Origin of the sequence: Pseudomonas sp. LH1G9 (assembly GCF_002949975.1) — a bacterium.
Lineage (GTDB): Bacteria > Pseudomonadota > Gammaproteobacteria > Pseudomonadales > Pseudomonadaceae > Aquipseudomonas > Aquipseudomonas veronii.
The window spans coordinates 2,708,719-2,735,274 of the sequence record NZ_CP026880.1 but is presented as its reverse complement, the minus strand read 5'-3'; the positions used below and the strand labels follow the sequence as shown (position 1 = coordinate 2,735,274).

Below are 26,556 nucleotides of genomic sequence, written 5' to 3'. Positions count from 1 at the left end.
GCTCAGCCAACTGATCGATCGTCCCCGGTTACAGGTGCGGTTTCACCCATTTCCCGGCCTGTACTCACTGCGCGCACACCCCCGATAAATACTGTTCCGATCTGAGCTTAGGACGCTTTTTGTGCGTTTCGAGGCATCGGGCATAACCATAGAATTATATGGTTCTTTCATAATTGCCGCTGATTAATATAATTAAATTGTAGTTTTGCCGCAGGTGCCCTGCATGACGCAAGGCGCGCAATCTACCTAGCGAACACAATCATGGGAGTTTTTGCATGGCCGCTTTCGATCCTTTAACCCGCCGCCGCCTCCTGGGCATGGCCGGTATTACCCTGGCCAGCCCCTTGCTGCTGTCGCTGCCCCGCCTGGGCTTCGCCGCCGACGAGCACGCCGCGCACCACACGCCCCAGGAGCCCGCCGGCACCGGTGAGTTCATCCGCCTGGATGCGCCTCGCGCGCTGAAACTGGCGGTCAACCTGAATGCCGTGTGCCTGGCCCCGGTGGTGATCGCCCACGCTCAAGGTTTCTTCAAACAGCACAACCTGGATGTGGAACTGGTCAACTTCGGCAATTCCACCGAGGTGCTACTGGAAGCCATCGCCACCGGCAAGGCCGATGCCGGTGTGGGCATGGCGCTGCGTTGGCTCAAGGCCCTGGAGCAGGGCTTCGATGTCAAGCTGACCGCCGGCACCCATGGCGGCTGCCTGCGTTTGCTCAGTGCGGCGAACGGCGGCGTAAGCACACTCGAAGCCCTCAAGGGCAAGACGATCGGCGTGACGGACATGGCCAGCCCGGACCGCAATTTCTTCTCGATCCTGCTCAAGAAGCACGGCATCGACCCGGTGCGCGACGTCGAATGGCGCCTGTACCCGGCCGACCTGCTCGGCACCGCCCTGGAGCGCGGCGAGGTGCAGGCGGTCAGCGGCAGCGACCCGTTCATGTATCGCCTGATCAAATCCGGCGTGGCGCGGGAACTGTCCACCAACCTGGTGGAGGCCTACGCCAACCTCAGCTGCTGCGTGGTCGGTGTCACCGGCAAGCTGGTGCGCGAAGACAAGCGCGTGGTCGCGGCGCTAACCCAGGCGATCCTCGAAGCCCACGACTATTCCGTGCAACACCCCGAGGTCGTCGCCAAGGGTTTCCAGGCCTATGCGTTGAACACCTCCACCGAAGAAGTCCAGGCGATCCTCCACGACCACACCCACGGCCACCATGCGGTCGGCGCCGCGCTGACCGCGGAAATCACCACCTACGTCACCGACCTGAAAACCGTGGAAGTGATCAGCCAGGGCACCGACCCGCTGGCGTTCGCCAAGGAGATCACCGCCGATGTCTTCAGTTGACGCGACCACCCTCAACCCACCCGTGGCGTTCAAGGTCTGGTGGTCGGGCCTGGCGGTGGTCGGCGCCTGGTTGGCCGTGGCGCTGCTGATCAGCTACTGGCCCAATGCGACGCGCGACTGGCCGATGACCCAAGGCTTGGCCCATCTCTGCGTGGGCGTGGCGGCGGTGTTCGGGGTGTCGAGTGTGGCCGGGCGCCGGTTCGCCAGGCTCGGCCTGCGCCTGCGCGGAGCCGCGTCATGGCTGATCGCTTTACCGCTGCTGTTGGGCATTTGGGAGCTGCTCACGGCGAAACTCGCGCTGCTGCCGGTGCCGTTCTTCGCGCCGCCCCAGGCCCTGCTCGCGGTGTATGTCGAAGACTACGCGCGCCTGGCCGACAGCCTGCTGCATTCGGCGTTGCTGCTCGGTGCGGGCGTGGCGTTGGGCGCGGCGACCGGGTTTATCGCCGGCGTGGCCATCGGTTGGTCGACGCGTATCGGCTATTGGCTGCATCCGGTGCTGCGCATCCTCGGCCCGGTGCCGTCGACGGCGCTGTTGCCGTTGTGCTTTTTCCTGTTCCCCAGCAGTTGGAGCGCCAGCGTCTTCCTGATCGCCCTGGCCACTTGGTTTCCGGTCACGGTGCTGACCTGGTCCGGCGTGGCCAGTGTCGATAAAGCCTATTACGACGTGGCGCGCACCCTTGGTGCAAAACAGCCTTTTCTGATCTTCAAGGTGGCGATTCCCGCCGCCTTGCCCCATGTGTTCGTTGGCCTGTTCATGGGCCTCGGCGCCTCGTTTTCGACCCTGGTGGTGGCGGAAATGATGGGCGTGAAATCCGGCATCGGCTGGTACCTGCAATGGGCCCAGGGGTGGGCGGCCTACGCGAATATGTATGCAGCGTTGTTAATCATGGCGCTGGCCTGCTCGGGGTTGATCAGCGGCTTGTTCCGGCTGCGCGACCACTTGCTGGCCTGGCAGAAAGGAGCGATGAAATGGTAGCCCTGGCAACCGCAGTAGAAGCCGCGGCGGGATTGACGCTGCGCATCGAAAACCTGAGTCACGGGTTTGCCTTGGACGGTGAGCATCTGCCGGTGCTGCAGCGGGTTTCGCTGGACGTGGCAGCGGGGGAGTTCGTTGCCTTGCTCGGGCCTTCGGGGTGCGGCAAGTCCACCTTGCTGCGTCTGGTCGCTGGGTTGGAACCGGCGGATTCCGGGCGCTTGCTCGCCGATGGTGAGCCGATCAGCGGCCCGGACCCGAGCCGCGTGGTGGTGTTCCAGGACCCGACCTTGTATCCGTGGCGCCGCGTGTGGGACAACGTCGCCCTCGGCCTCGAAGCCCAGGGCCTGCTCAAGACCCATGCCGCCAAAGTCGATGAAGCCTTGGAAAAAGTCGGCCTCAGCCAATTCGCCCGCGCCTTCCCTCGGCAACTGTCCGGCGGCATGGCGCAGCGGGTTGCGCTGGCCCGTGCGCTGGTGAACCAGCCGCGTCTGCTGATCCTCGACGAGCCCTTGGGCAAACTCGATTCCTTGACCCGCATCACCATGCAAAAGGAACTGATCGACCTGTGGCAACGCCAGGGCTACACGGCGTTGCTGGTGACCCACGATGTGGAAGAAGCCTTGCTCCTGGCCAACCGCGTGATCGTGTTCAGCGACCGCCCGGCGACCCTGCAGGCGCAATTGACCATCGAGCGGCCATACCCCCGGCACCGCGACGATCCTTATCTGGTGGACCTGCGCCGGCAGATACTCGGCTTGCTGGGGTTGGGGGAGAGCTGGTAGGTATGACTTGATCAGTCTGAGCAGCGCCTGGCGACTCAATCTATAAAGCTGTCGATGACAAGGGCCGGTATCTGCATTGGGACGAGTTTCGTCGATATCCAGCGCCGGGTCTCAAGAAAGAGGCCGCATGGGCAGCTATCAAGATGTCCCGGGCTTGCGCGAGTAAGACCCTGGAGCTTCGCAGCGAGTGCGGCAGTGCGTTTTTTTGTGCATCACTGACTTTTGTGAGGCGGTTGTTCACGGCGTCGAGTCGTTGACCTCCAGCTTGGGCGGGGCAGTGGCGTCTTCTCTCCAATACCGCCTGGTGGACTCCTATATCCAGCGCGCAGTTGGAAGGCGCCGCGACGACTCGTAAAATCGCCAAGGACATGTTGGCCAAGGCGCGCATGCCTCAAGACGATGATGAGCGGATGATCCTCAATCCTGTTCCTCGCCTCGCAACTGCACGCTCATCGCCTCGCAACTCTGCGCCCAGTCGCTCAGCCACTGCGGCAGGGGCGGCGATGTTTCGGCCAGCCCCAGCTCCCGCAGGAAATCCGCCGGGGGCAGGGTGCCCTTGGCTGAGCGGAACAGCCCGCGCATCACCACCACGCCGACCACCCGACCCTTGCTGACGAAACGGTGCTCCATCAGGCTCCACTTGTGGTCCCAGCCGAGTATGCGGGTGTGTACCTCGAACACTTCGAACACCTTGAGTTCGCGGCGGAACTTGCCCCAGGTATCGCCCACGATCGGCAGCGCCTTGTTGCGCAGGGCCACGCGAAAAGCGCCAGTGCGCAAGACAAAATCCATCCGTGCAACGTCCGCCAGGGTGAAGTAGCGGCCATTGGTGACATGCCGGTTGAGATCCAGGTCCAGCGGCCACACCCGCATGCGTACCACGGTGGTGGCCAGGCCATGGGCAGGCTTGCGCCAGGGGCGACGGCAGAGCATGTAGAGCAATCGAAACCAGAGATTCATAAAGACGCCACAGAGTTGAACAGTGGCAGCACTGTAAGGGCGCCAAATCGGCTAAGGTAGGTGCGCAAATGACTTATTTAATGCGAAAAGCGCAAAAAGGTCCGTGAATGCACATTACCTTGCTCCTGGCCGATCACTGCTCCGCCGCCAGCGCCACCCTGGCCCTGGAAATGCTCAGCGCCGCCAACCTGTTTGCCGACCATCCGCCCTTCGAGATCGTGGTCGCGTCCCTCGACGGCCAGGCCGTGAATGCCTGGGGCGGGCAGCGTCTGCAAGTGGCCTGTTCGACCGCGCAGATCGCACAGACCGACCTGGTGTTGATCCCCGGCTTTCTCTTCACCTTGAAAGAGGCTTTGCCGACGTTTGCCGCCTTCGGCCCCTGGCTGCGCGAACAGCATGGGCGCGGCGCCGTGCTGGCGTCGATGTGTACCGCCGCCTTTCTGTTGGCGGAAACCGGTGTACTGCAAGGCTTGCGCGCCACCACCCACTGGGCGTTTGCCGAGCTTTTCCGGCGACGCTACGCAGACGTAAGCCTCGATGACGCGCAGATGCTCTGCGAAGAAAACCGCGTGATCACCTGTGGTGGCGCCAGTGCGGCAATGGACTTGATGCTCCACCTGATCCGCCGCTTCGGCTCGCCGGAACTGGCTCACACCTGTGGCAAATACCTGCTGATCGACACGGTGCGGACGGTGCAGTCGGTGTACGCGATGTGGTCGTTGCCCAAGAGCCACGGCGACGCGCAGATACTGCGCGTGCAGCATTGGCTGGAGCAGCACTGCGCCGAGGCGCTGGTGATTGACGAGGTGGCCCGGCACTTTGGTTTTGGTGTGCGCAATTTCAAGCGACGTTTCAAGGATGCCACCGGCTATACGCCGATCGCTTATGTGCAGACCCTGCGCCTGGAGCGCGCCAAGCAGATGCTGGAGTCGACACGCATGACCCTCGAAAGCATCACCTATGCGGTGGGCTACGAAGACAGCAACTCGTTCCGGCGCCTGTTCCAGCAGCGGGTGGGGATGCTGCCGGCAGCGTATCGCAAGCGATTTCAGGCCAGTACCCGATAAGCAGGCGAAAAAAAACCGGCTGATCAGGCCGGTTTGGGGTGCCGCGCACACAGCGAGGGGTCAAGCGTTGTTGCCCTGCAGGCGATCTGCACCGCCTTCAGCCAGGCCACGTTCCTGCAGACGATCCGCACCGCCTTCAGCCAGGCCACGTTCCTGCAGACGATCCGCACCGCCTTCGGCCAGGCCACGTTCCTGCAAGCGATCCGCACCGCCTTCAGCGACGCGACGTTCCAGCAGGCGTTCAGCACCGCCTTCGGCGACACGGTTGCCTTGCAGACGCTCGGCACCGCCTTCGGCGACGCGGTTTTCGTTGAGGCGATCAGCGCCGCCTTCAGCGACGACTGGGTGGGCAAAAGCGTTTGCAGCAAGTACCGAGAAAGCGAGGCTAAGCAAGAGTTGGCGTTTCATGAGAGTGTGCTCCGAGTGTTTGATTAGGGTGTTGCCTGGTGTGGGTTTGATGTTACGCGTTGGCATTTTTAAGAGAACTTCATTGGGCTGATGGTGACTATCGACGCCAGCGATAGCCCGCGTCGGCGGGCTATCGTGCAGCCGTCATGGCATCTGCGGCAGTTCCAGAGGGCGCAGGTCAAATACCAGCACCTCGGCATCGTCACCGTGGCTCAGGCGGATCTGGCGCTCATCGCGCACGCGGGCCCCGTCGCCTTCCTGTAGGCGTTGGCCGTTGATCTCGACGCTGCCGCGGGCCACATGGATGTACACGTGGCGGTCCGGCGCCAGGTCCAGGCTTGCGCTTTCGTCAGCGTTGAACAGCCCGGCATAGACCCGTGCATCCTGGCGCACGTGAAGGGAGCCTTCGGCGCCATCCGGCGAGATGATCAACTGCAAGCGTCCACGTTTCTGCGCTGCACTGAAGTGCTCCTGCTGATAGCGTGGCTCGGCGCCGGAGACATTCGGCACGATCCAGATCTGCAGGAAATGCACGCCACGGCTCTGGCTATGGTTGAACTCGCTGTGGGCCACGCCGCTGCCGGCGCTCATCAGTTGCACATCGCCGGGGCGGATCACCGAGCCGGTGCCCAGGGTGTCCTTGTGTTCCAGGGCGCCTTCGAGCACATAGGAGAAAATCTCCATGTCGCGGTGCGGGTGCTGGCCGAAGCCACGGCCTGCGGCGACGCGGTCATCGTTGATCACCAGCAGGTCGGAAAAACCCTGTTCGGCGGGGTTCCAGTAGTTGGCGAACGAGAAGGTATGGAACGACTTCAACCAACCGTGATTGGCGGCGCCGCGGTCGGAGGCTTTGCGAAGGGTCAGCATGGTGGTGTCCTCAAGTCAGAGCGGGCTGCGAAATGCAGGGCGCTTGCGTTGAGAAGAAGGTTACTGGTTACTGGAATATTCATTAAGGAGCTGATATCTGAATAACTGTCGCATTGAGGTTGACAGTTGCGGACGTGGCATAATACCCGCTGCCTTCCTTCCTGATGGACGTCTCCCTCTATGAACACCGTGGCCATGGCGCTGTTTCCGGACTTCCTCCTGCTCGACATGGCTGGGCCGCTTGAAGTGTTTTCGATTGCCAACCGCTACCTGCCAGCGGCGCAGCACTATCGGATCCTGATCGTCGGCACCGAGCCCGGCCCGCTGCGTGCGTCCAATGGCGTGGTCGTGCAGCCCGACCTGCTGCTGGCCCAGGCGCACGAGGCCTATGACCTGCTGCTGGTGCCCGGTGGTCCCGGTGCCTATAACGAATGCCACCCCGACCTGTTGCCCTGGCTCCAGGCCGCTGCTCCACGCGCGCGGCGCTTCGGCTCGATCTGCACCGGTGCCTTTGTGCTGGGGCATGCCGGGTTGCTCGACGGCCACCGCGTGACCACCCACTGGCATTACACCGAGCGGCTGATCAAGGCCTTCCCCCAGGCCGTTGTCGAAACCGACCGCATCTACCTGCAGGACGGCCGCCTGATCACGTCCGGCGGGGTGACGGCGGGTATCGACCTGGCGCTGTCGGTTGTCGCCCAGGACCACGGCAAGCAGGTCGCGGTGGACGTGGCCAAAGTGCTGCTGGTGGTGATGAAGCGCCAGGGCGGGCAGGCCCAGTTCAGCCCGATGACCGCCGCCGTGGCGCCCCAGGAAACCGCGATCACGCGGGTGCAGAGCCATGTGCTGGCGCATCTGGACCAGCCGTTCACCATCGAATCCATGGCGGCACTCGCCGGCATGAGTGCGCGGCACTTTGCGCGGTTGTTCGCCAAAGAGGTGCAGATGACGCCGATGGCCTTCCTGCAGGGCGCGCGCATCGACCGCGCCCGGCACCTGCTGGAAACCACCGACCTGCCGCTCAAGACCGTGGCCTTTCACGCAGGCTTTGGCAGCGTGCGGCATATGCGCTTTCTGTTCAGTGAAAAACTCGGCCTCAACCCCACCCAATACCGACAGCAGTTCAGTTAACGACAGGATGTCCGTCTCGCTCACCCGATTGTCCGTATCGCTCCCCGTGCCAGCATTGTCCTGTTACAACGAGCTGGCAAGATAACGGCAGGCCCATGGAAGAAGGATGCGCGGAAGCCCAAGCTCGGGTGTTTCAGCGCTTTTACGCAGATGAACAACGACCATGCGATGCGCTTTGGCCCTTACACCTTTCATCGCCAGCAGCGCCTGGTCAGCAAGGCGGGCATGCCCGTGCCGTTGGGCGGGCGCGCGCTGGACATCCTGGCGGTGCTGCTCGAAACGCCCGGGCAATTTGTCAGCAAAGACACCCTGATCGCCCGCGTCTGGCCGTGCAGCGTGGTGGAAGAGAACAACCTGCGGGTGCATATCGCCGCCCTGCGCCGTGCGTTGGACGGTCGTCGCTATATTCTCAATGAGCCCCAACGCGGCTATTGCCTGGTTGCGCCGCTGCAGGAGGCCGCTGGGAACGCGGCACCGCGGCACAACCTGGCGACCCGGCTCAGCCCGCTGATCGGTCGCGACGAACTGGTGGGGACGCTGGTCCGACGCCTGTCGGGGCAACGCCTGATGACCCTCACCGGAGGCGCTGGCGTCGGCAAGAGCAGCCTGGCGCTGGCGTTGGCCGAGCGTGTGTCGCCGCGTTATCGCGACGGCGTGTGGTGGCTGGATCTGGCCGGTGTCGATACGCCCACGGCAATGCTGCGCCACTTGGCCGAGACCCTCGGGCTCGACGCGGCTGACAGTGGCGCGGCACTCTTCCGCCAATTGGCCTCGCGCCAGTTATTGCTGGTGCTCGATGGCGCCGACGTGTTGCTCGGCGCCTGCCGTCATCTGGTGCGCGCGCTGCAGGCCAGCGCGCCTGGGGTGACGCTGTTGTTGAGCAGTCGCGAAGCCTTGCGGGTGCCCGGCGAGTGGGTGCAGCGCGTGCCTCGCCTGGCGCTGCCGATGCCGTCCGCCTGGGGCAGCGTCGAGTAGGCGATGGCCTACTCGGCGGTGCAGGTGTTCGTCGCGCGCGTGCGCGCCAGTCAGCAAGGGTTTGCCCTGCGGCCCCAGGACTTGCCGGCGCTGCGCGATATCTGCCGCCGGCTCGACGGTATTCCGTTGGCCCTCGAACTGGCGGCGGCCCAGGTCGATGCTCTCGGCGTGCAGGGCTTGCAGGTGCAATTGCGCAGCGGCCTGCAAGTGCTGGCGCGCGGTCGGCGCACGGCGCTGGAACGCCACCGATCCCTGGCGGCGGCCCTGGACTGGTCATACGAGCGCCTGAGCCTGCCGGAGCGTTGGCTGTTCCTGCAACTGGGCCTGTTCAAGATGGCGGTGAGCTTGCCCGTCCTGGGGCAGTTGATCGCCGGCACCGAGCTGGCTCACGCCGACCTGCCATACCTGCTGCGGCGACTGGTCGACATCTCGCTGCTGAGCGTGGAGCCCGGCCTCGGTCCCGAGCGTTACCGCCTGCTCAACAGCGTGCGCAGCTACGCCCTGGCGCAACTGCGCGACCCGCTGCAAGTGGCGCGTCTGCAGCAAGGGTATGGGCATTATCTGGGGGCGTTTTCAGGCCGGCCGTTTGTCCTGCAACTCGTCGAGCAGGCGGCGCACGCCGATTAGCTCCTGGGTGGCGAACCCTTCGCTGAATCGCCCGTAGACCGAGTCCAGCAACTCGCGTGCCGCTTGCCGGCGGTCTTGGCGCTGCCACAGCCGCGCCAGCGCGGTCGCACTGCGTAACTCCCAGGCCAGGGCGCCTTGCTGGTGCGCCAGGCCGAGTGCCTCGAGCAACAGCGCTTCTGCCGGGATGTCGTCACTGTGCTCGGCGCGCACCCGCAGGATCTCTGCCGAACACCAGCCGGCCGCGCCGCTTTTGGCGCGTTCGAACATCGCCGCGTCCACCGCGCCCGCGTTAAAGGTCACCAGGGTATCCGCGATCAGGCCGAGCCCGGGCATGGCTTGCGTCGGCGCTGCGCCCGCGTAGTGTCGGGCCCAGGTATGAAACAGCTGCACCGAGTGCTTTTGCGCTTGTTGCAACAACAGTTCCTGCAGCGAATGGGCCGCGGCCGCGTCGCCGTTGTAGCGGGCGATGACCACCCCGGCCAGGGCCAGGGTGTAGCAGATCGAGGTGCCGTGGTTGATCTGCAGCGCCAGTTCCAGGGCCTGGTTCGCGGTGCGCCAGGCCCGCTCCGGGAACCCCCGCAGCCACAGGATGCGAGCGAGGATCGTCAGCGAGGCCACGCCCTGGTCGTACTGCACGCCGAAGCCATGGGTGAACCGGTTCAGATGGCCGCTGTGGGCCATGCGCTGGATCACCTGTTCGGCATTGCGCAGGGCCAATGCCTGGTGACCGGCAAAGTGCTGGGCCAGTACCCGCAGGCGCTGGGCGCTGAGGTCGAGCAAGGGGTCGGCCTGGGGGCCGAGTTGATCGAAGTGCAGGCTTTGCGCAAGTGCCTGGCGATAATTGCCGCAGCACAGGTTGACCGCCATATGGCCCGACACCGCACGCAACTGGCCGCTCAGATCGTTGTTCGCTTCGGCCAGGCGCCGCGCGTAGGCAAAGGCGTCAATGGTCTGCGGCGTACCGCCCTGGGTGTGATACGAAAAACTGCCCAGCGCCAGTTGCAACGCCATGTGCAAGTGCGGGTTCGGCGCGGGCGATTGCGCCAGCCGTGCGAGCGCCTTGCCCACGTACAGCCCGTGTTCCCCCAGCAATGACAGTTCCTGCCACAAGGGCATCGCGCTGACCGTCAGGCGAATACCCAACAGGTGCGTGCCCTGGTCGCCCAGGCCCCAATCCAGTGCGGCGCGGATGTCTTCGCGCAGGGGCGCGTAGCGGTCGATCCAGGGCTGCGTCGCGGTCAGTTCCCAATCGTCCCGGGCCTGTTCCATCAAGGCCAGGCAGCGTGCGGCGTGGCGCTCGCGGGTGGTGTCGAGTTCAGCGGCCACGCTGAGCTTTTCCAGGGCGTAGGTGCGGGTGATGTCCAGCAGGCGGTAGACCATCTCGTCATCGCCGGGCTCGACATTGAGCAAGGACTTGGCCACCAGTTGGGTGATCGAACCCAGCACCTCGGCCGGTGCGATCTGTTCCCCAGCGATCACCGCCGCCGCGCTGGCCAGGCTGAAGCCGCCGCGAAACACCGCCAGGCGGCGCAGGCAGATCTGTTCGCAGGGCGCGAGCAGGTCGAAACTCCAGTCCAGCGTGGCGCGCAGCGTCTGTTGACGGGGCAGGGCACTGCGGCGGCCACGGGTCAGCAGGCGAAAGTTGTCTTCCATCTGCACCAGCAGGCCTTGCAGGCCGAAACGTTCGATCTGCGCCGCCACCAGTTCAATGGCCAGCGGGATACCGTCGAGGCGCTGGCAGATATCAATCGCCAATGGCAGTTCGGCTTCGCTGAGGGCGAAGCTGTCCTGATGGGACATGGCGCGCTCGATCAACAGTTGCAGGGCCGGATAGCCCAGCGCCTGGGCACGGTTGCCGGTGGCGGGCGGGCAGGCCAGCGGCTCCAGGCGCTGCACGTATTCACCCTCGGCGCGCAGTGCTTCACGGCTGGTGGCGAGGATGTGAACGTTGGGGGCGTGGCGCAGCAGGGTCTCGCTGATCAGGGCGATGTCATCGAGCAGGTGTTCGCAGTTGTCGATCACCAACAGCAACTGGCGCGTGTGGAGACTGCGCGCGAGGGTCAACAGCGGCGCGTGTTCGTCGGGGGTGAGGTCGAGCAGGGCGGCGAGGTTGGGCAGGATCATCGACGGTGCGCTGAGGGGGGCGAGGTCGAGCAGGCGAATGCCGTCGCGGTAATGCCCGATCAACAACTCGGCGACACGCAGCGCGACCGTGGTCTTACCGATGCCTCCCGCGCCGGTCAGGGTGATAAAGCGTTGTTGCGGCAGTTGCTGCACCAGCGCATCGATCAGCGCCTGGCGGCCGATCATCCGCGTGCTGCGCAGCGGCAGGTTATGGGCCTGGCTTTGCGCACTGCCGTCGGTTGGAAGGGCCATCGGTTCGATGCTCAGTGGCGCAACAAAACTGTAACCGCGCTGGGCCACGGTGACGATATAGCGCTGCCCGGCCTGGCCATCGCCCAGGGCCTTGCGCAACGCCGCCATATGCACGCGCAGGTTGCCGTCTTCGACCACGCTTTTGGGCCAGACCCGCGCGATCAGTTCCTGCTTGCTCACCACATTGCCGGCCTGTTCCAGCAGGATCAGCAGGATGTCCACTGCCCGCCGTCCCAGGCGCAACGGCCGGCCAGCCTCCAGCACCAGGCGTTGGCGCGGGTGTATCCGATACGGGCCGAAGTGTACGGCCTGTTCGCTGAGGTCGTTCATGCCAGCGCGAGCTCTGAAAAAAGGGTTCGCCCAGCATATTCCACGCTTGCGCTGACCACTAGGCGGCAATCGCCTGCTTGCGACGCAATTGGTGATTACGCCAGGTCATCGGGTTGACGCCTTCGCTGCGCGTGAACATATGGCAGAAGTGCGCCTGGTCGCAGAAACCACATTCCAGGCTGATTTGCGTCAGGCTCAAGGACGTGCCGGTGATCAACTCCTTGGCGCGCTGGATGCGCTGTTGGCGAATCCATTCCTGCGGCGACAGCCCGGTGGTGCATTTGAAGGCGCGGGAGAAGTGGCTGCGCGACAGTGCGCAGGCCTGGGCCAGGTCGGCAATCGCCAGGCTTTCGCCGAGGTTGGCGAGGATCAGTTGCTTGGCGATACGCTCGCGCCGGGGGCAGAGGCCGCCGGTCGCGCAGAAGCTTGGAGCACCGTGCTCAAGTCGGGCCATGACGAAATATCCGCAGTCGATGGGAGCGTTCCCGGTGAATGGATGCAGTGTAGACGGCCTCATTCTTGGTGCCGTGCCGTCCGACTGACGAGTTAATCGTTGTTAATTTCGCCAGTTGTTGGCGTGGAAAAGACAGCACAGGTGTGCAATCGCGCTCGCCGCGCTGCGTGCTTAGCTGGTGCTCTGTCAACTGTTTGGGGACCGCCATGAACCGCAACGACCTGCGCCGCGTCGACATGAACCTGCTGGTGATTTTCGAAGCGCTGATGTTCGAGAAGAACCTGACCCGGGTCGCCGAAAAACTGTTTATGGGCCAACCGGCGGTGAGCGCGGCCTTGGGCCGTTTACGCGATTTGTTCGACGACCCGTTGCTGCTGCGCAATGGGCGCGGCATGGAGCCCACACCACGCGCAATGGCAATACTCAAGGAGCTGCAACCGGCCATGGACACCATCTCGAGCGCGGTCAGCCGCGCCAAGGATTTCGACCCTTCCACCAGCTGTGCGGTGTTCCGCATCGGCCTGTCCGATGACGCCGAATTCGGCCTGTTCCCGCCGTTGCTCAGCCAACTGCGCGACGAGGCACCGGGGATCGTGGTGGTGGTGCGCCGCGCCAATTACCTGTTGATGTCGTCGCTGCTGGCCAGTGGCGAGATCACCGTGGGAGTCAGCTACACCACGGATCTGCCGGCCAATGCCAAGCGCAAGAAACTGCGCGACATTCCGTGCAAGGTGCTGCGCGGCGATGGCGGCACCGCACCGCTGAGCCTGGACGAATACTGTGAACGGCCGCATGCCATGGTGTCGTTCTCGGGGGACTTGAGCGGCAATATCGACCTCGACCTGGCGCGCATCGGCCGGGCGCGCCGGGTGGTGCTGGCGGTGCCGCAATTCAGTGGCTTGCGGGCGTTACTGGCGGGCACGCAGATCATCGCGACCGTGCCGGACTACGCCGCGTGCGCCTTGACCGAAGGCACCACGTTGCGCGCGCAGGACCCACCGTTTGCGATCGACGCCGCAGAGCTGTCGATGGTGTGGAGCGGGGTGCATGACAACGACCCGGCGGAGCGCTGGTTGAGGAGCCGGATCAGCGCGCACATGTCCAGCTTCCCCGCGTAGGCGGCCCGGCAAGTCACCGCGCCAAACAGCACAAACATCCAATTCCGAATCGCCCGTCGCCGCCAAACTCGCCTCATCGCTCAGCTCTCCAGGGGGGAAGAACACACCATGGACCCAACACCTGAAACCGGTTCCGACGAAGTCGTCACCCTGATCGTCAAACACCGGATCAAATCCGGCAGCGAGGCCAACTACGAAGCGTGGCTACGCCGCATAGTACGCATCGCCGGCGAACGCCCGGGCCACCTCGGCGTCGACGTCGTGCGCGGTAAACACGACGGCCTGGCGCTGTTCACCTGCGTGTTGCGCTACCGCTCCACCGACGACCTGCAACGCTGGCTCGACTCCCCCGAGCGCAAAACCCTGATCGAAGAAGCCGCGCCGCTGCTGGCCGACGGCGACCACACCGAAATCGGTGCGGTCAACGAGTTCTGGTTCACCCCCCAAACCGACAGCGTCGCCAAACCGCCGCGCTGGAAACAGGCCGTGGTCACCCTGTGCGTGATCCTGCCGCTGACCCTGCTGGTACCGATCGTGTGGGGCCCGATATTGGGCCTGCACCCGTTCCTGTCCAACTACGTGGTCGCCACCTTCCTGATCACCCTGACCATCGTGTTGCTGGTGGTGTACCTGCTGATGCCGGCGGCTACCCGCCTGTTCGCTCCCTGGCTTGAAGCCTCTGTAAAGGAAACCCTATGAACGCCGATCTGATTTTGTTCAATGGCCAGTTCCACACCGTGGACCGTGAAAACCCACGCGCTACCGCCGTCGCCATTCGCCAGGGGCGCTTCGTGGCCGTGGGCACCGATGGCGAGGCCATGGCCCTGCGCGGCAGCGGCACCGAGGTCATCGACCTCAAGGGCCGCACGGTGATCCCCGGCCTCAACGACTCGCACCTGCACCTGATCCGTGGCGGCTTGAACTACAACCTCGAACTGCGCTGGGAAGGCGTGCCGTCCCTGGCCGACGCCCTGCGCATGCTCAAGGACCAGGCCGATCGCACCCCGACGCCGCAATGGGTGCGCGTGGTCGGCGGCTGGAACGAATTCCAGTTCGCCGAAAAGCGCATGCCGACCCTGGACGAACTCAACCAGGCGGCGCCGGACACGCCGGTGTTCGTGCTGCACCTGTACGACCGCGCCTTGCTCAACCGCGCCGCCCTGCGCGTGGCCGGCTACACCAAGGACACCCCGAACCCGCCGGGCGGCGAGATCGTGCGTGACAGCAACGGCAACCCCACCGGCATGCTGGTGGCGCGGCCCAACGCGATGATCCTGTATGCGACCCTGGCCAAGGGCCCGAAACTGCCGTTGGAATACCAGGTCAACTCGACCCGCCAGTTCATGCGCGAACTCAATCGCCTCGGCCTGACCAGTGCGATCGACGCCGGCGGCGGCTTCCAGAACTACCCCGATGACTACGCGGTGATCGAGCAACTGGCCAAGGATGAACAACTGACGGTACGTATCGCCTACAACCTGTTCACGCAGAAGCCCAAGGAAGAACTCAGCGACTTCAAGCACTGGACCGGCAGCGTCACCCTGCATCAGGGCGACGACTACCTGCGCCACAACGGTGCCGGCGAGATGCTGGTGTTCTCCGCCGCCGACTTCGAAGACTTCCTCGAACCGCGCCCCGACCTGCCGCTGAGCATGGAGCAGGAACTGGAGCCGGTGGTGCGCCACCTGGTCGAGCAGCGCTGGCCGTTCCGCCTGCACGCCACCTATAACGAATCGATCTCGCGCATGCTCGATGTGTTCGAGAAGGTCAACCGCGACATCCCGTTCAACGGCTTGCCGTGGTTCTTCGACCACGCCGAAACCATCACCCCGCACAACATCGAGCGCGTGCGCGCCCTCGGCGGCGGGATTGCGATCCAGGACCGCATGGCGTTCCAGGGTGAGTACTTTGTCGAGCGCTACGGCGCCAAGGCCGCCGAAGCCACGCCGCCGATCAAACGCATGCTCGCCGAAGGTGTACCGGTCGGCGCGGGCACCGACGCCACGCGGGTGTCGAGCTACAACCCGTGGACCTCGCTGTACTGGATGGTCAGCGGCCGCACCGTGGGTGGCCTGGAGCTGCACGCCGAAGGACTGCCGCGCCTGACCGCGCTGGAACTGTTCACCCACGGCAGCGCCTGGTTCTCGTCCGAGCAGGGCAAGAAGGGTCAGATCAAGGTCGGCCAGTTGGCGGACGTCGCCGCGCTGTCGGCGGATTTTTTCAGCGTCGATGAAGAGGCCATCAAGTGGATCGAGTCGGTGCTGACCGTGGTCGGCGGCAAGGTGGTGTATGGCGCCGGCGACTTCGAAGATTTCGCACCGCCGCGCGTGCCGGTGCTGCCGGACTGGTCGCCGGTGGTCAAGGTGCCGGGACACTGGCGTCCCGCTTCGCCGCTGCAGGCGCAGGCTCACCACTGCAGTGGCCCGTGTGGCGTGCATGCTCATGGCCATGAGAAAGCGCGTCTTTCCAACGTGCCGGTCAGCGACTTCCAGGGCTTCTGGGGTGCGTTTGGCTGCTCGTGCTTTGCGTTCTGATACCTAAACCCACAAAGGAGTTAACCCATGACTTACAAGCGCTTGAACAAAGATGACGCCGTGGTGCTGTTGGTGGATCACCAGACCGGCCTGATCTCCCTGGTGCAGGATTTCTCCCCCAACGAATTCAAGAACAACGTGCTGGCCCTGGCCGACGTGGCGAAGTTCTTCAACCTGCCGACCATCCTCACCACCAGCTTTGAAAGCGGCCCCAACGGCCCGCTGGTGCCCGAGCTCAAAGCACTGTTCCCGGACGCGCCGTACATCCCGCGCCCTGGCCAGATCAACGCCTGGGACAACGAAGACTTCGTCAAGGCGGTGAAGGCCACCGGCCGCAAGCAGATCATCATTGCCGGTGTGGTGACGGATGTGTGCGTAGCGTTCCCGACCCTGTGCGCTCTTTCCGAAGGCTTTGAGGTGTTCGTGGTCACCGACGCTTCCGGTACCTTTAACGAAACCGTGCAACAGGCTGCCTGGGCTCGTATGACCGCAGCCGGCGCGCAACTGGTGAACTGGTTCTCCGTGGCCTGCGAGCTGCAGGTTGACTGGCGCAACGACATGGAAGGCCTGGCCAACCTGCTGTCGCCGCGCATTCCCAACTACCGCAACCTGATGAACAGCTACTCGGCGTTCACCACCAAGTAACCCGACCTCGGGAATCTCGGTAATCCCCTGTGGGAGGGGGCTTGCCCCGATAGCGGTGGATCAGTCATGCATGTAGTGGCTGACATATTGCTATCGGGGGCAAGCCCCCTCCCACTTTTGATTGTGTTGGCACATTAGGTTTGTGGTGCAGCACCTGACAGGCTATAAATCAGCAAAATGTCCACCGAGACGCGACAATGAATCCCTTCGAAGACATGCGCCTGTTTTGCCAGGTCATGGAGTCCGGCAGTTTCACCGCCGCCGCCGAGCAATTGGGGCTGTCCAAGCAATTCGTCAGCCGCCGCCTGATCCAACTCGAAGACCGCCTCGGCGTGCGCCTGCTCAACCGCTCGACCCGCCGCCTGGATGTCACACCCCTGGGGCAGAGTTACTACGAATCGGCCTTGCGCCTGCTCAGCGAAGTCGAGCAAGTGGAGCAGGGCATCGCCGGGCAGAACAGCGAACCGCGCGGCACCATTCGCCTGAGTGCGCCGTTGTCGTTTGCCATGGCCCATCTGGGTTGTCTGCTGCCGCTGTTTTTGCAGCGCTATCCGCAGGTGTCGGTGGAAGTCGATCTGAGCGACCGCCCGGTGGACTTGATCGGCGAAGGCTACGATCTGGTGTTGCGCATCGGCATCCTCGAAGACTCCACCCTGATCGCCCGGCGTATCGCCAGCGTGCAGCGTGTGTACTGCGCCAGCCCCGAGTACCTTGCGTTGCGTGGCACACCGCAGAAACCTGACGATCTGACCGACCACGATTGCCTGCCCTACGGCCACGGCCGCCAGGTGCAATGGCGGTTCCAGAGCAAAGGCAAGCCGCAGTCGCTGAACGTCAGCGGGCGCATGCGCGTCAATAATGGCGAGTTGCTGCGCGACGCCGCCATCGCCGGGTTGGGCGTCACCTACCTGCCGACCTTTATCGTCGCCGATGCCTTGGCGGACGGGCGCCTGGTGACGCTGTTGCAAGACTTCGCCCCCGAAGCCCTGACGCTGTCGGCGGTGTACCCGCAGCACCGGCAGAGTTCGAGGCCGGTGCAGGCGCTGGTGGAGTTCCTGCGCGAGCGCCTGGCTAACGGCTGTTGAACAGCTGACGGATCAGGTTCGGCGTGGTGCCTGTCCAGCGCTTGAACGAACGCCGGAAGTTCGCCGCATCGTTGAAGTTCAGGTACGCGGCCACTTCATCGTTGCTGAACCCCTTGACCTGATACAGGTGCAACGCGACGTGCTTGCGCACCCGATCCACCTGCTGCTGAAAGCCGGTGTCGTGCTTGTGCAGTTTGCGCTTGAGGGTCGCCGGGCTCATGGCGAACGCCTGGGCCGCCTGTTCCAGGCTGGGCGGCTGGCGCACCTGTTCGCGCAGGTAGTCGTAGAGGCAATCGAGAAAACTGTCGGCAAAACCGAGCTGTTCGATCTGCTCGCGGGCCTGCTGGCGCGCGACTTGGCCGGCGGTGGCGGACGCGCCGGGCCAGGCCATGACCAGGTATTCGCGCGGGATGCACATCATGTCCAGCGGGCGCGCGAAGCGCGTGTGTTCGCCCAGGTGAACCCAGTATTGTTCGACGTAATGCGGCTCGCCATGGCTGAAGCTGCATTGCCACGGCAGGCGCTGGCCGCTGAGCCAGCGGCTCATGGCGACCAGCGAGGTCATGCTGGCTTCCAGCAGGAACCGCCAGTGTTCGCCGGCGCCGCAGCTGTCCCGCCAGTACAGGTAGGCATGGTGTTCATCCCGCTCCAATTGCAGCGTCACCAGCGGGCTGAGCAGCACCTGTTGCTGGATCAGGATCTCCAGCGCCTGATCCAGGTTCTGCGCGTGGCCCAGGGCATGGCTGGCGGCGCCGTAATAGCCGGGCAGCAGGCGTTGGCCAAACAGGAAGCTGCTCTCATCGGCAGCGAGCAGGCGCCGGCTGTTGCCGATCAATCCGAGAAACTGCTGCGGGCTCAGTTGTGCTGTACCGGCGAGGATGTCCTCGTGGAACAACCCGGTGCCGCGCAACAGGCGATGGCTGTCGATGTCGCGGGACAAGGCCAGGTCGATCAACGTGGCGGGTTGGTAATGCCCTGGGATGAAGCGGCTGTCGGCCTCATACCAACGTGTTTTCACGGCCATCTCAGGCGCTTTTCGCAAGCGGTTGTTTGGCCCGGGCGAGCGTCAGGTTCAGGCGCTTGAGCAAGTCCTGGGGCGGCTCGTCCAGGGCCATCACCACGGCCGTGCTCGCCGCCAGTTGCAGGCGCTCGCCGTGTTGTCGCGTCTTGTGCGCCAGGCTGCGCACCGCTTGCTCCAACTCCAGCGCCAACGCCTGGGCCTGGCGCTCGCCGGTGTTGGGCAGCACCACCACAAAGCGGTCGCCGGCCAGGCGGCAGAGTAAGTCCTGGCGGCGCAGATTGAGCAGTAGCACATGGCTGAGGGCCTGCAATACCGCATCGCCCTCGGCGTGGCCGTAGGCCTGGTTGATCGCAGTGAAATTGTCCAGGTCCAGAGCCAGCAGCGACAGCGGTTGTTGCTGGTCGCGGCTGTCTTGCAGGCTGTCGGCCAGTTGGCGCTTGAGGTAATCGGCGCCGCCCAGAGGCGTGAGTGTGTCGAACAGCCGGTGCTCGCGAAACAGCCGCTCGCGCTTCTCCATTTGCGCGCTGATCGCCAGTTGTTCGCGGTGCCAGTGGTAGATGCCCAGGGTCAGCAGGATCATGCCCACCGGCATCGGCCCGGACTCCAGCCAGTGATCCCAGGTGATGCTGGCAGGCAGGCGAATGAATTCGTCGAGGCTGTCGATCCACCAGGAGAAAAAGATGCACGACAGGCCCAGTGCCAGGTAATTGGTGACGCGCCCGGCGGGGCGGCTTTTCAGCACCAGGCCCAGCCATACCAGGGCGAGCAGGGCGGAGCCGCCTTCGCCGATGATATCCAGCCATACCCACTCGCTGACGCTTTTGAGCTCGCCGCAGGCCAGGTGCAGGATCAGCCCCAGATTGGCCGCGAGCAGCAGCAGGGCGAGTTTCCAGCGGTGGGGTTTGAGCACGCAAAACATGGCCGCGAGTCCTCTGGCGAATGAGCGATGGGCGCCAGCACAGCAGATGGATGTGACGATTGGATGACGCTGGGGGAGGGTCGAATCAGCTCACCCCACACGCGATGAAAACCAACGGTGGGAGGGGGCTTGCCCCCGATTGCGGTGTGCCAGATGGCTTATCTATTGACTGACCCACCGCTATCGAGGGCAAGCCCCCTCCCACCGTTGACCTCCAGAGGTCATTTCGGCTCATTCCACGTTGAGAACCAGGCAAAACTCCCGGTTTACGGGCCTTGCGGCCAACCCCTGTCACAGAACCGTCATCCCCCGGCCCTAGCGTGCCCTCCCAGTTGCCGGGCCTCTTGCCTGGCGCCAACGGACTCTTGGGGAGGACTTCATGTACAAGCGCACCGGGCTCGTCAGCTTTACGCTCACCGCCTTGGCCCTGGCGATGGCCAGCGAGCGGCTCCAGGCCGCCGACGCCACCCACACCGAGCACGTCGACGTGGTCGGCCAGGCGGCCGCCATCGACCAGGCGCTCAAGGAACAGCGCTCCTCCGACAGCATCAAGAGCGTGGTGCATGCCGACGGCGTGGCGCAGTTGCCGGATGAAAACGTTGCCGAAGCCGCGCAGCGCCTGCCCGGCATCAGCGTCGAGCGCGACCAGGGCGAAGGGCGGTTCGTCAGCGTGCGTGGCCTTGGCCCGGACCTCAACAGCGTGACCATCAACGGCACCCTGGTGCCGTCGCCCGAAAGCGAACGTCGCGCCGTGGCCCTCGATGTGCTGCCCTCCGAGCTGGTGCAGTCGCTGTCGGTGATCAAGACCCTGACCCCGGACATGGACGCCAACTCCCTCGGCGGCACCGTCGATGTGAAGAGCCTGTCGGCGTTCGATCACAAAGGCCTGTTCTACACTGGCAGCACCGAGGCCAGCTACGACAAGAACACACGCCAGACCAGCCCGAAATTCTCCGGCGCGGCGAGCAACCGCTTCAGCCTCGGTGATGGTATCGACAACTTCGGTGTCGCCGCGGCCCTGAGCTGGCAGAAGCGCGACTTCGGCTCGGACAACGTCGAAACCGGCGGCGCCTGGGACTTCAGCCAGGGGGCCAAACTCAACAAGTTCGAACAGCGTGACTACGACATCAGCCGCGAACGCGCCGGCGGTGGCCTGAACTTCGACTACAAGCCCGATGACCTCAGCAGCTACTACCTGCGCACCCTCTACAGCCGCTACACCGATACCGAGACCCGCAACGCCGCCAGCCTCGAATTTGCCGACCCCCAGGCCCCTGGCGAGCTGGGTGTGGCCGAGGGCAAGCGCAAGTTGAAGAGCCGTGAGGAAACCCAGGAAATCCAGTCCTATGTGTTCGGCGGCGAACGCATGCTCGGCCTGTGGACCCTCAGCGGCCAGGCCGGCTACAGCCAATCCAGCGAAGACAGCCCGGCGCATATCGCCGGCGCCACCTTCGATGGCGGCGACTTTGCCGACAGCGGCTTCTACGACAAAGACAAACCGCGTCCGATCGTCGGCGCCGGCTTCTACGACGCGAGCAACTTCACCCTGGACAAGGTCGACTGGGAAAAGCAGAACACCCAAGACACCGAGAAAAACCTGCGCCTGGACCTGGCCCGCGACTACGACCTGAGCGGCTACGCGTCCCAGGTCAAGTTCGGCGGCAAGGTCAGCCGTCGGCACAAGGACAACGACCTGGAAGCCTGGGTCTACAAGAACTTCGACGACCTGGGCTTCACCGACGAACAACTCAACCTCACCCGGTTCCAGAAGGGCAGCGTCGACTACCGTCTCGGCAATTACGGCCCGGGTATCAGCGCGGGGAGTATCAAGCAGCTGATCGGCAGCCTCAACCGTGATGACTTCTATGACGAGACCGAATCCCGGGTCAACGACTTCACCATCCGCGAAGACATCAACGCCGGCTACCTGATGAACACCATCGACATCGACGACTGGCGTTTCATCGCGGGCATGCGCTACGAAGGCACCGAGTTCGAAGCCAAAGGCACCGGCGCCACCGACGGCCAGTTCAGCGCCACCGAGACCAAGCGGCGTTATCACCATTGGTTGCCGGGCCTGCATGCGCGTTACCAGATCGACAAGAACACCCAGGTGCGCGCGGCCTGGACCAAGTCCGTGGTGCGCCCGACCTTTGGCCAACTGGCGCCGGGGTTCGTGATCGACGATGACGAAGCCACCTTCGGCAACCCGGACCTCAAGCCCCTGGAGTCGAGCAACCTCGACCTGGGCATCGAGCACTTCATGGGCCGCGCAGGCACCGTGTCGGCGTTCGTGTTCTACAAAGACATCAAGCACTTTGTCTACAACACCGACGTGGCCGGCACCGGCGCCTGGACCAACTTCGCCGAGGCCCACACCTACGCCAACGGCGACAGCGCCAAGCTCTACGGCCTGGAACTGGCCTATTCACAAAAGTTCGACTGGCTGCCTGCGCCGTGGAACGGCCTGTTGGTCGGTGCCAACACCACGTTCAGCCGCTCCAGCGCCGATATCGAAGGCTTCGACGCGGCCAGCGGCGGCAACCGCACACGCAACATCAGCTTGCCCAACCAGTCGGACACTGTCGGCAACCTGATGCTCGGCTGGGAAAACGACAAGCTCAGCCTGCGCGTGTCGGCCAACTACAAATCGGCCTACCTGTATGAGTTGGCCTCGATCAACGACAAGGCCCACGACCTGCACGTCGACGCACAGACTTTTGTCGACTTCAGCGCACGCTACTCGCTGACCAAGAACCTGCAAGTCAGCTTCGAGGCGCAGAACCTCACCGACGAGTCGTACTTCGTCTACACCGGCCACCGCAGCTACAACGGCCAGTACGAAGAGTACGGCCCGACCTACAAGCTCGGCCTGACCTTCACCCATTTCTAACCACCACCTCGACCCGAGTGTGGGAGGGGACTTGCTCCCGATAGCGGTGTGTCAGTCGCCGGATTTATCAGCCGAACCACTGCCATCGGGAGCAAACCCCCTCCCACATGGGTTGTTCATCGTTTTCGAAGGATTTGCCTGTTCATGAGATTTTCCAAGCTATACCTGCTGATGGCCCTGGCCACCTGCGGCCATGCGCTGGCCGCCGACCTGGCCCTGACGCGTTGGGCGCCGAACCTGAACGCCGAGGCGCTGGCCTTCCTGCCCAACGGCCCCGAACGCCTGGCCGCCAGCACCCGCGACGGCCTGTTGCTGCTCGACGAAAAAGGCGCCGAACTGGCGCGTTTCAAGGGCAACTTCAGCAGCCTCGACAGCCGTGCCGCCGGTGCCCAGGTGCTGGTGGCGACCCTGGATAACCAACGCCAGCAGGCCATGCTGATCAGCCTGGATAGCGCCGGCAAACGCTGGGGCGCGCCGCTGTACCTGCCGACCCGCGACTATCCGGTCAACGGCGTGTGCCTGTATCGCGACTCGGCGGCCAACCTGTTTGTGTTCCTGGTGGGCGAAGAGGGCAAAGGCGAGCAATGGCTGGTGGGCAATGGCCCGACGTTGCTGGCCCGACCCCAGCGTGTGCGCGGCTTGCCGCTGCCGCCGTCGGCGCAGTTCTGCCAGGTGGACGATGCGACCCATCAACTGGTGGTGAACGAAGAAAACGTCGGCTGGTGGGCCTACCCGGCGCACCCGGAAGCCGAGGTGAAACGCACCCCGGTGGCGCTGTTCGACAATCCCGGGCGCGCCGCCGGGGCCATGGCGCTGGTGCCGGGTGGGCTGGTCGCGCTTGATCCGAAGACCGCGCAACTGCAGCTGTTCCAGCAGGACGGCGAGCGCTGGGTGGCCCAGCCGAGCCTGCACCTGCCGGGTGTGAAGGAGGCGGAAAACCTGGCAATCAAAGGCCGGCAGCTGCTGCTGCGCGACGACGACAGCGGCAACCTCTATCAGGCCGAGTTGACGTGGCAGGCTACGCCCGTCGCGCCGCTGCCGGTGCTGCCGGAAGTCGCCGCCCAGCGCCAGACCGACCCGGTCGGGCGTCAAGGCGATGCGGCGGACGACCCGGCGATCTGGATTCACCCGCAACGACCGGCGCAGAGCCGCGTGCTCGGCACCAACAAAAAACAAGGCCTGCTGGCCTACGACCTCGACGGCAAGCTGTTGCAGGAGCTGGCGGTGGGGCGCCTGAACAACGTCGATGTCCGCCCTAACTTCAAGCTCGGCCAACAGACCGTCGACCTCGCCGTGGCGAGCAATCGCGATCACAACAGCCTGAGCCTGTTCAGCATCGACCGTCAGAGCGGCGAGTTGCGCGAAGCCGGCGAAGTGCCGACGCCGCTCAAGGAAATCTACGGCATCTGTCTGTTCCAGCCGGCCAGCGGTGAACTGTACGCGATCGCCAACGGCAAGGACGGCACCTTCCTGCAATACCGCTTGAGCGCGCCGGCTGGCCGCGTGCAGGGCGAGTTGGTGCGCCAGTTCAAGGTCGACAGCCAACCCGAAGGCTGCGTCGCCGACGACCAGCGTCAGCGCCTGTTCATCGGTGAAGAAGATGTCGGCGTCTGGGCGGTGGACGCCCGAGCCGATCAGCCGGCGACGTTGACCAGCGTGATCAAGGTCGGCGCGCAACTGCACGCGGATGTCGAGGGCCTGGCGCTGTACCAGAGCGGCGCGCGCGATTACCTGGTGATCTCCAGCCAAGGCAATGACAGCTACCTGGTGGTGGATGCCGAACCGCCGTTCGCCGCCCACGGCGCCTTTCGCGTCGGTTTGAACGCTGAGGCCGGGATCGATGGGGCGTCGGAAACCGATGGCCTCGAAGTCACCGCCGTCAACCTCGGCGGGCCGTGGAGCCAAGGCATGCTGGTGGTGCAGGACGGGCGCAAGCGCATGCCCGAGCAAACCCAGAACTTCAAGTTCGTGCCCTGGCGCGATGTGACCCGCGCGCTGAAATTGCCGTAAGCCGTCATCACCCGGTCATCACTTTTTAATCGAATAGGAGTTCACCACCATGCACGCGACGATGGAACATATGACGATCTGGGGGTTGATCAGCGACGCCAGCCTGTTGGTCAAGGCGGTGATGGTCACGCTGCTGTTGGCGTCCTTGCTCAGTTGGTACTTGATTCTCCAGCGCGGCAGTGTGCTGCGGCGCCTGGAGCGCCAGTTGAACGGGTTTTTGCCGCGCTTTCGCGCGGCTCCAGACCTGCAGGCGCTGTACCGCGACACCGTGCAGGCGGGCGAGGGCGGCGTGGCGCCGATCTTTATCGCCGGGGTCGAGGAATACCAGCACCTGCACAGCCACGATCCGGCGGTGCTCGAAGGGGTGGAGCGCGCCTTGCAGGTGGCGATCACCACGCAGGAAATCGAGTTGGAAAAGGGCCTGCAGTTTCTCGCCACCGTGGGTTCGGTCAGCCCGTACATCGGCCTGTTCGGCACGGTGTGGGGCATCATGAATTCCTTTCTCGGCTTGTCCCAGGTGCAACAAGCCACGCTGTCCACGGTGGCGCCGGGCATCGCCGAAGCCTTGATCGCCACGGCCATCGGCCTGTTTGCCGCCATCCCTGCGGTGATCGCCTACAACCGCTTTTCGGCGCGCAGCCAGACGCTGCTCACCCGCTACTACGCCTTCGGCAATGAACTGCAAGTGCGCCTGCATCGCAGCCTGAGCGGTATGCCGACCCACCTGGCCACGGCCGCCTGAACAGGAGCAAGCCCATGTTAACCAGGCCGCAACGCAAGCACGGGCCCAAGGCCGAGATGAACGTGGTGCCGTATATCGATGTGATGCTGGTGCTGCTGGTGATCTTTATGGTCACCGCACCGATGCTGACCCAGGGCGTGAAGATCGACCTGCCCAAGGTCGCCGCCGAGGCGCTGGCCACCGACACCCGCCAGCAGATCCTCACGTTGTCGGTAAAGGCCGACGGCAGTTACTACTGGAACCTCGGCGACGAGCTGGACACGCAGCACCAGACCGACAGCGCCGTGAGCCTGGAGGACATGGGCGCAAAGGTCATGCAAGTGGTGGCGGCGCGCAGTGACACCCAGGTCTATATCCGCGCTGACGAAGACGCCGGGTATGGGCGGGTGGTCGCGGCGATGGCGGTGTTGCAAAAGGGCGGCGTCAGCCACCTGGGGCTGGTGACCGAGGCCCCGCAATGACGGCGATGATCATGCACAGTCCGAGCCTGGTGATGGCGCCTCGGGATTGCAGCGGGTGGTGGCGCAAAGGCTTGGCGGCGAGCCTGGCCGTTGCGCTGCATGTGGGCGTAGTGGCCGGGCTGATGCTGAGCTGGTCACCGCAGAAGCCGATGGTGCAAGCGCCGCAGGTGATGCATACGCAACTGGTGATGCTGCCGCCGGCTGCGGCCCCCGTGCCTGAACCGCTGCCTGAAGCGCTGGCGGTGGCGGTGCCGACGCCGGTGAAACCCACCCTCGACCCGCAGATCCAGGCGCAAAAACTGGAGAAAGCGGCCCTGGCGCGTAAGCGCGTCGAGCAAAAGCGCCTTGAACAGCAACAGGAACGTCAGGCCACCGAACAGCACAACCGCGAGCTGGAGCAACAACGGCTGAACCAGGCGCGGCTGGCCGCTGAAACCGCGCGGGTTGCCACACCTGCTCCAGCCCCGGCGTTCGACAGTCGCCAATACTTGCCGCTGAGCAAAGAAGCACCGCAGTACCCCGAACGCGCCCTGGACAAAAACATCGAAGGCGATTGCTCGGTGGAGTACACCGTCAACTCCCTGGGCCGCGTGGAAAACCCCAAGGTGCTGGACGGCTGTCATCCGCTGTTTATCCGGCCTTCATTGGCGGCGGCGAATACCTTCCGCTACCAGCCGAGGATCGTTGACGGCAAGGCGGTAGCGGTGCCGGCGGTGCGCAATACCTTTCACTACCGCATCAAATGAGATTGGCCAGCCGACACAAGGCCCCAGCCACATTTTTTAACCGAGTCAGGCGTTGGCCGAGCGCACCTCAGACGAGGATGCTCAGA

The 26,556-nt window shown here is 64.3% G+C and carries 22 protein-coding genes and 1 pseudogene; 16 read left to right on the top strand and 7 right to left on the bottom strand.

Annotated features, from left to right (window positions below):
- The first annotated feature begins 275 nt into the window (after positions 1-275).
- From C5F70_RS12470 to C5F70_RS12460, 3 genes are read left to right on the top strand one after another with little or no spacing between them, the layout of a single operon-like run.
- Positions 276-1,343: an ABC transporter substrate-binding protein gene (locus C5F70_RS12470; protein ID WP_104903437.1), complete on the top strand. Its 1,068-nt coding sequence runs from the start codon at positions 276-278 to the stop codon at positions 1,341-1,343.
- Positions 1,330-2,319: an ABC transporter permease gene (locus tag C5F70_RS12465; protein WP_102618583.1), complete on the top strand. Its 990-nt coding sequence runs from the start codon at positions 1,330-1,332 to the stop codon at positions 2,317-2,319. The genes C5F70_RS12470 and C5F70_RS12465 overlap by 14 nt, the downstream gene beginning before the upstream one ends.
- Positions 2,313-3,101, top strand: coding sequence for an ABC transporter ATP-binding protein (locus C5F70_RS12460; protein ID WP_104903436.1), 789 nt, complete (start codon positions 2,313-2,315; stop codon positions 3,099-3,101). The genes C5F70_RS12465 and C5F70_RS12460 overlap by 7 nt, the downstream gene beginning before the upstream one ends.
- 417 nt (positions 3,102-3,518) lie before the next feature.
- Here C5F70_RS12460 and C5F70_RS12455 read toward each other — a convergent pair whose 3' ends face one another.
- On the bottom strand, positions 3,519-4,061 hold the full coding sequence (locus tag C5F70_RS12455; protein WP_079443558.1) for an acyl-CoA thioesterase: 543 nt from the start codon (positions 4,059-4,061) through the stop codon (positions 3,519-3,521).
- A 107-nt stretch (positions 4,062-4,168) separates the two neighbouring features.
- Here C5F70_RS12455 and C5F70_RS12450 point away from each other — a divergent pair, with 107 nt between their 5' ends.
- Positions 4,169-5,128, top strand: a complete 960-nt coding sequence (locus C5F70_RS12450) for a GlxA family transcriptional regulator (protein ID WP_057004844.1) — start codon at positions 4,169-4,171, stop codon at positions 5,126-5,128.
- 60 nt (positions 5,129-5,188) lie between these two features.
- Here C5F70_RS12450 and C5F70_RS12445 read toward each other — a convergent pair whose 3' ends face one another.
- Both C5F70_RS12445 and C5F70_RS12440 read right to left on the bottom strand, forming a co-directional pair.
- Positions 5,189-5,536, bottom strand: a complete 348-nt coding sequence (locus tag C5F70_RS12445; RefSeq protein ID WP_104903435.1) for a hypothetical protein — start codon at positions 5,534-5,536, stop codon at positions 5,189-5,191.
- A gap of 144 nt (positions 5,537-5,680) precedes the next feature.
- A complete protein-coding gene (locus C5F70_RS12440; protein WP_046383868.1) occupies positions 5,681-6,403 on the bottom strand; it encodes a pirin family protein in 723 nt (240 codons plus the stop codon).
- A 180-nt stretch (positions 6,404-6,583) separates the two neighbouring features.
- Here C5F70_RS12440 and C5F70_RS12435 point away from each other — a divergent pair, with 180 nt between their 5' ends.
- Entirely contained in the window at positions 6,584-7,534 is a 951-nt protein-coding gene (locus C5F70_RS12435; RefSeq protein ID WP_104903434.1) for a GlxA family transcriptional regulator, read from the top strand.
- A 150-nt stretch (positions 7,535-7,684) separates the two neighbouring features.
- A pseudogene (locus C5F70_RS12430) lies at positions 7,685-9,136 on the top strand (winged helix-turn-helix domain-containing protein).
- Here C5F70_RS12430 and C5F70_RS12425 read toward each other — a convergent pair.
- Positions 9,083-11,842, bottom strand: a complete 2,760-nt coding sequence (locus tag C5F70_RS12425; RefSeq protein ID WP_104903433.1) for a winged helix-turn-helix domain-containing protein — start codon at positions 11,840-11,842, stop codon at positions 9,083-9,085. The pseudogene C5F70_RS12430 and the gene C5F70_RS12425 overlap by 54 nt on opposite strands.
- 58 nt (positions 11,843-11,900) lie before the next feature.
- Positions 11,901-12,296, bottom strand: a complete 396-nt coding sequence (locus C5F70_RS12420; protein WP_046383864.1) for a helix-turn-helix domain-containing protein — start codon at positions 12,294-12,296, stop codon at positions 11,901-11,903.
- 206 nt (positions 12,297-12,502) lie between these two features.
- On the opposite strand from C5F70_RS12420, the gene C5F70_RS12415 reads away from it, so the two are divergent.
- The 5 genes from C5F70_RS12415 to C5F70_RS12395 all read left to right on the top strand — a co-directional run bounded on the left by C5F70_RS12415 (position 12,503) and on the right by C5F70_RS12395 (position 17,678).
- Entirely contained in the window at positions 12,503-13,414 is a 912-nt protein-coding gene (locus tag C5F70_RS12415) for a LysR substrate-binding domain-containing protein (RefSeq protein ID WP_046383863.1), read from the top strand.
- Positions 13,415-13,522: 108 nt separating this feature from the next.
- Positions 13,523-14,113: an antibiotic biosynthesis monooxygenase gene (locus C5F70_RS12410; RefSeq protein ID WP_046488522.1), complete on the top strand. Its 591-nt coding sequence runs from the start codon at positions 13,523-13,525 to the stop codon at positions 14,111-14,113.
- Positions 14,110-15,948 (top strand): amidohydrolase, encoded by a 1,839-nt coding sequence (locus C5F70_RS12405; RefSeq protein WP_104903432.1) that lies wholly within the window; start codon positions 14,110-14,112, stop codon positions 15,946-15,948. Before C5F70_RS12410 ends, C5F70_RS12405 begins: the two co-directional genes overlap by 4 nt.
- 27 nt (positions 15,949-15,975) lie before the next feature.
- Positions 15,976-16,593, top strand: coding sequence for an isochorismate family cysteine hydrolase YcaC (gene ycaC / locus C5F70_RS12400; protein WP_057004838.1), 618 nt, complete (start codon positions 15,976-15,978; stop codon positions 16,591-16,593).
- A 197-nt stretch (positions 16,594-16,790) separates the two neighbouring features.
- Positions 16,791-17,678 carry a LysR family transcriptional regulator gene (locus tag C5F70_RS12395; protein ID WP_046488517.1) on the top strand — a complete coding sequence of 296 codons (888 nt, stop codon included), beginning with the start codon at positions 16,791-16,793 and terminating at the stop codon, positions 17,676-17,678.
- Here the strand turns inward: C5F70_RS12395 and C5F70_RS12390 are convergent.
- Positions 17,665-18,702, bottom strand: a complete 1,038-nt coding sequence (locus tag C5F70_RS12390) for an AraC family transcriptional regulator (RefSeq protein ID WP_046488516.1) — start codon at positions 18,700-18,702, stop codon at positions 17,665-17,667. The two genes, C5F70_RS12395 and C5F70_RS12390, sit on opposite strands and share 14 nt — an antisense overlap.
- Position 18,703: 1 nt before the next feature.
- On the bottom strand, positions 18,704-19,618 hold the full coding sequence (locus C5F70_RS12385) for a GGDEF domain-containing protein (RefSeq protein ID WP_046383857.1): 915 nt from the start codon (positions 19,616-19,618) through the stop codon (positions 18,704-18,706).
- A 379-nt stretch (positions 19,619-19,997) separates the two neighbouring features.
- Between C5F70_RS12385 and C5F70_RS12380 the strand changes: the two genes are divergently transcribed.
- The 5 genes from C5F70_RS12380 (at position 19,998) to C5F70_RS12360 (ending at position 26,470) form a co-directional block, all read left to right on the top strand.
- Positions 19,998-22,511, top strand: coding sequence for a TonB-dependent receptor (locus tag C5F70_RS12380; protein WP_104903431.1), 2,514 nt, complete (start codon positions 19,998-20,000; stop codon positions 22,509-22,511).
- A gap of 144 nt (positions 22,512-22,655) precedes the next feature.
- Positions 22,656-24,521 carry a phytase gene (locus C5F70_RS12375; protein ID WP_104903430.1) on the top strand — a complete coding sequence of 622 codons (1,866 nt, stop codon included), beginning with the start codon at positions 22,656-22,658 and terminating at the stop codon, positions 24,519-24,521.
- A 49-nt stretch (positions 24,522-24,570) separates the two neighbouring features.
- A complete protein-coding gene (gene tolQ / locus C5F70_RS12370; RefSeq protein WP_104903429.1) occupies positions 24,571-25,263 on the top strand; it encodes a protein TolQ in 693 nt (230 codons plus the stop codon).
- Positions 25,264-25,277: 14 nt separating this feature from the next.
- Positions 25,278-25,724 carry a protein TolR gene (tolR, locus tag C5F70_RS12365; protein WP_046383853.1) on the top strand — a complete coding sequence of 149 codons (447 nt, stop codon included), beginning with the start codon at positions 25,278-25,280 and terminating at the stop codon, positions 25,722-25,724.
- Entirely contained in the window at positions 25,721-26,470 is a 750-nt protein-coding gene (locus C5F70_RS12360) for an energy transducer TonB (RefSeq protein WP_104903428.1), read from the top strand. Before tolR ends, C5F70_RS12360 begins: the two co-directional genes overlap by 4 nt.
- The last annotated feature ends 86 nt before the right edge of the window (positions 26,471-26,556 follow it).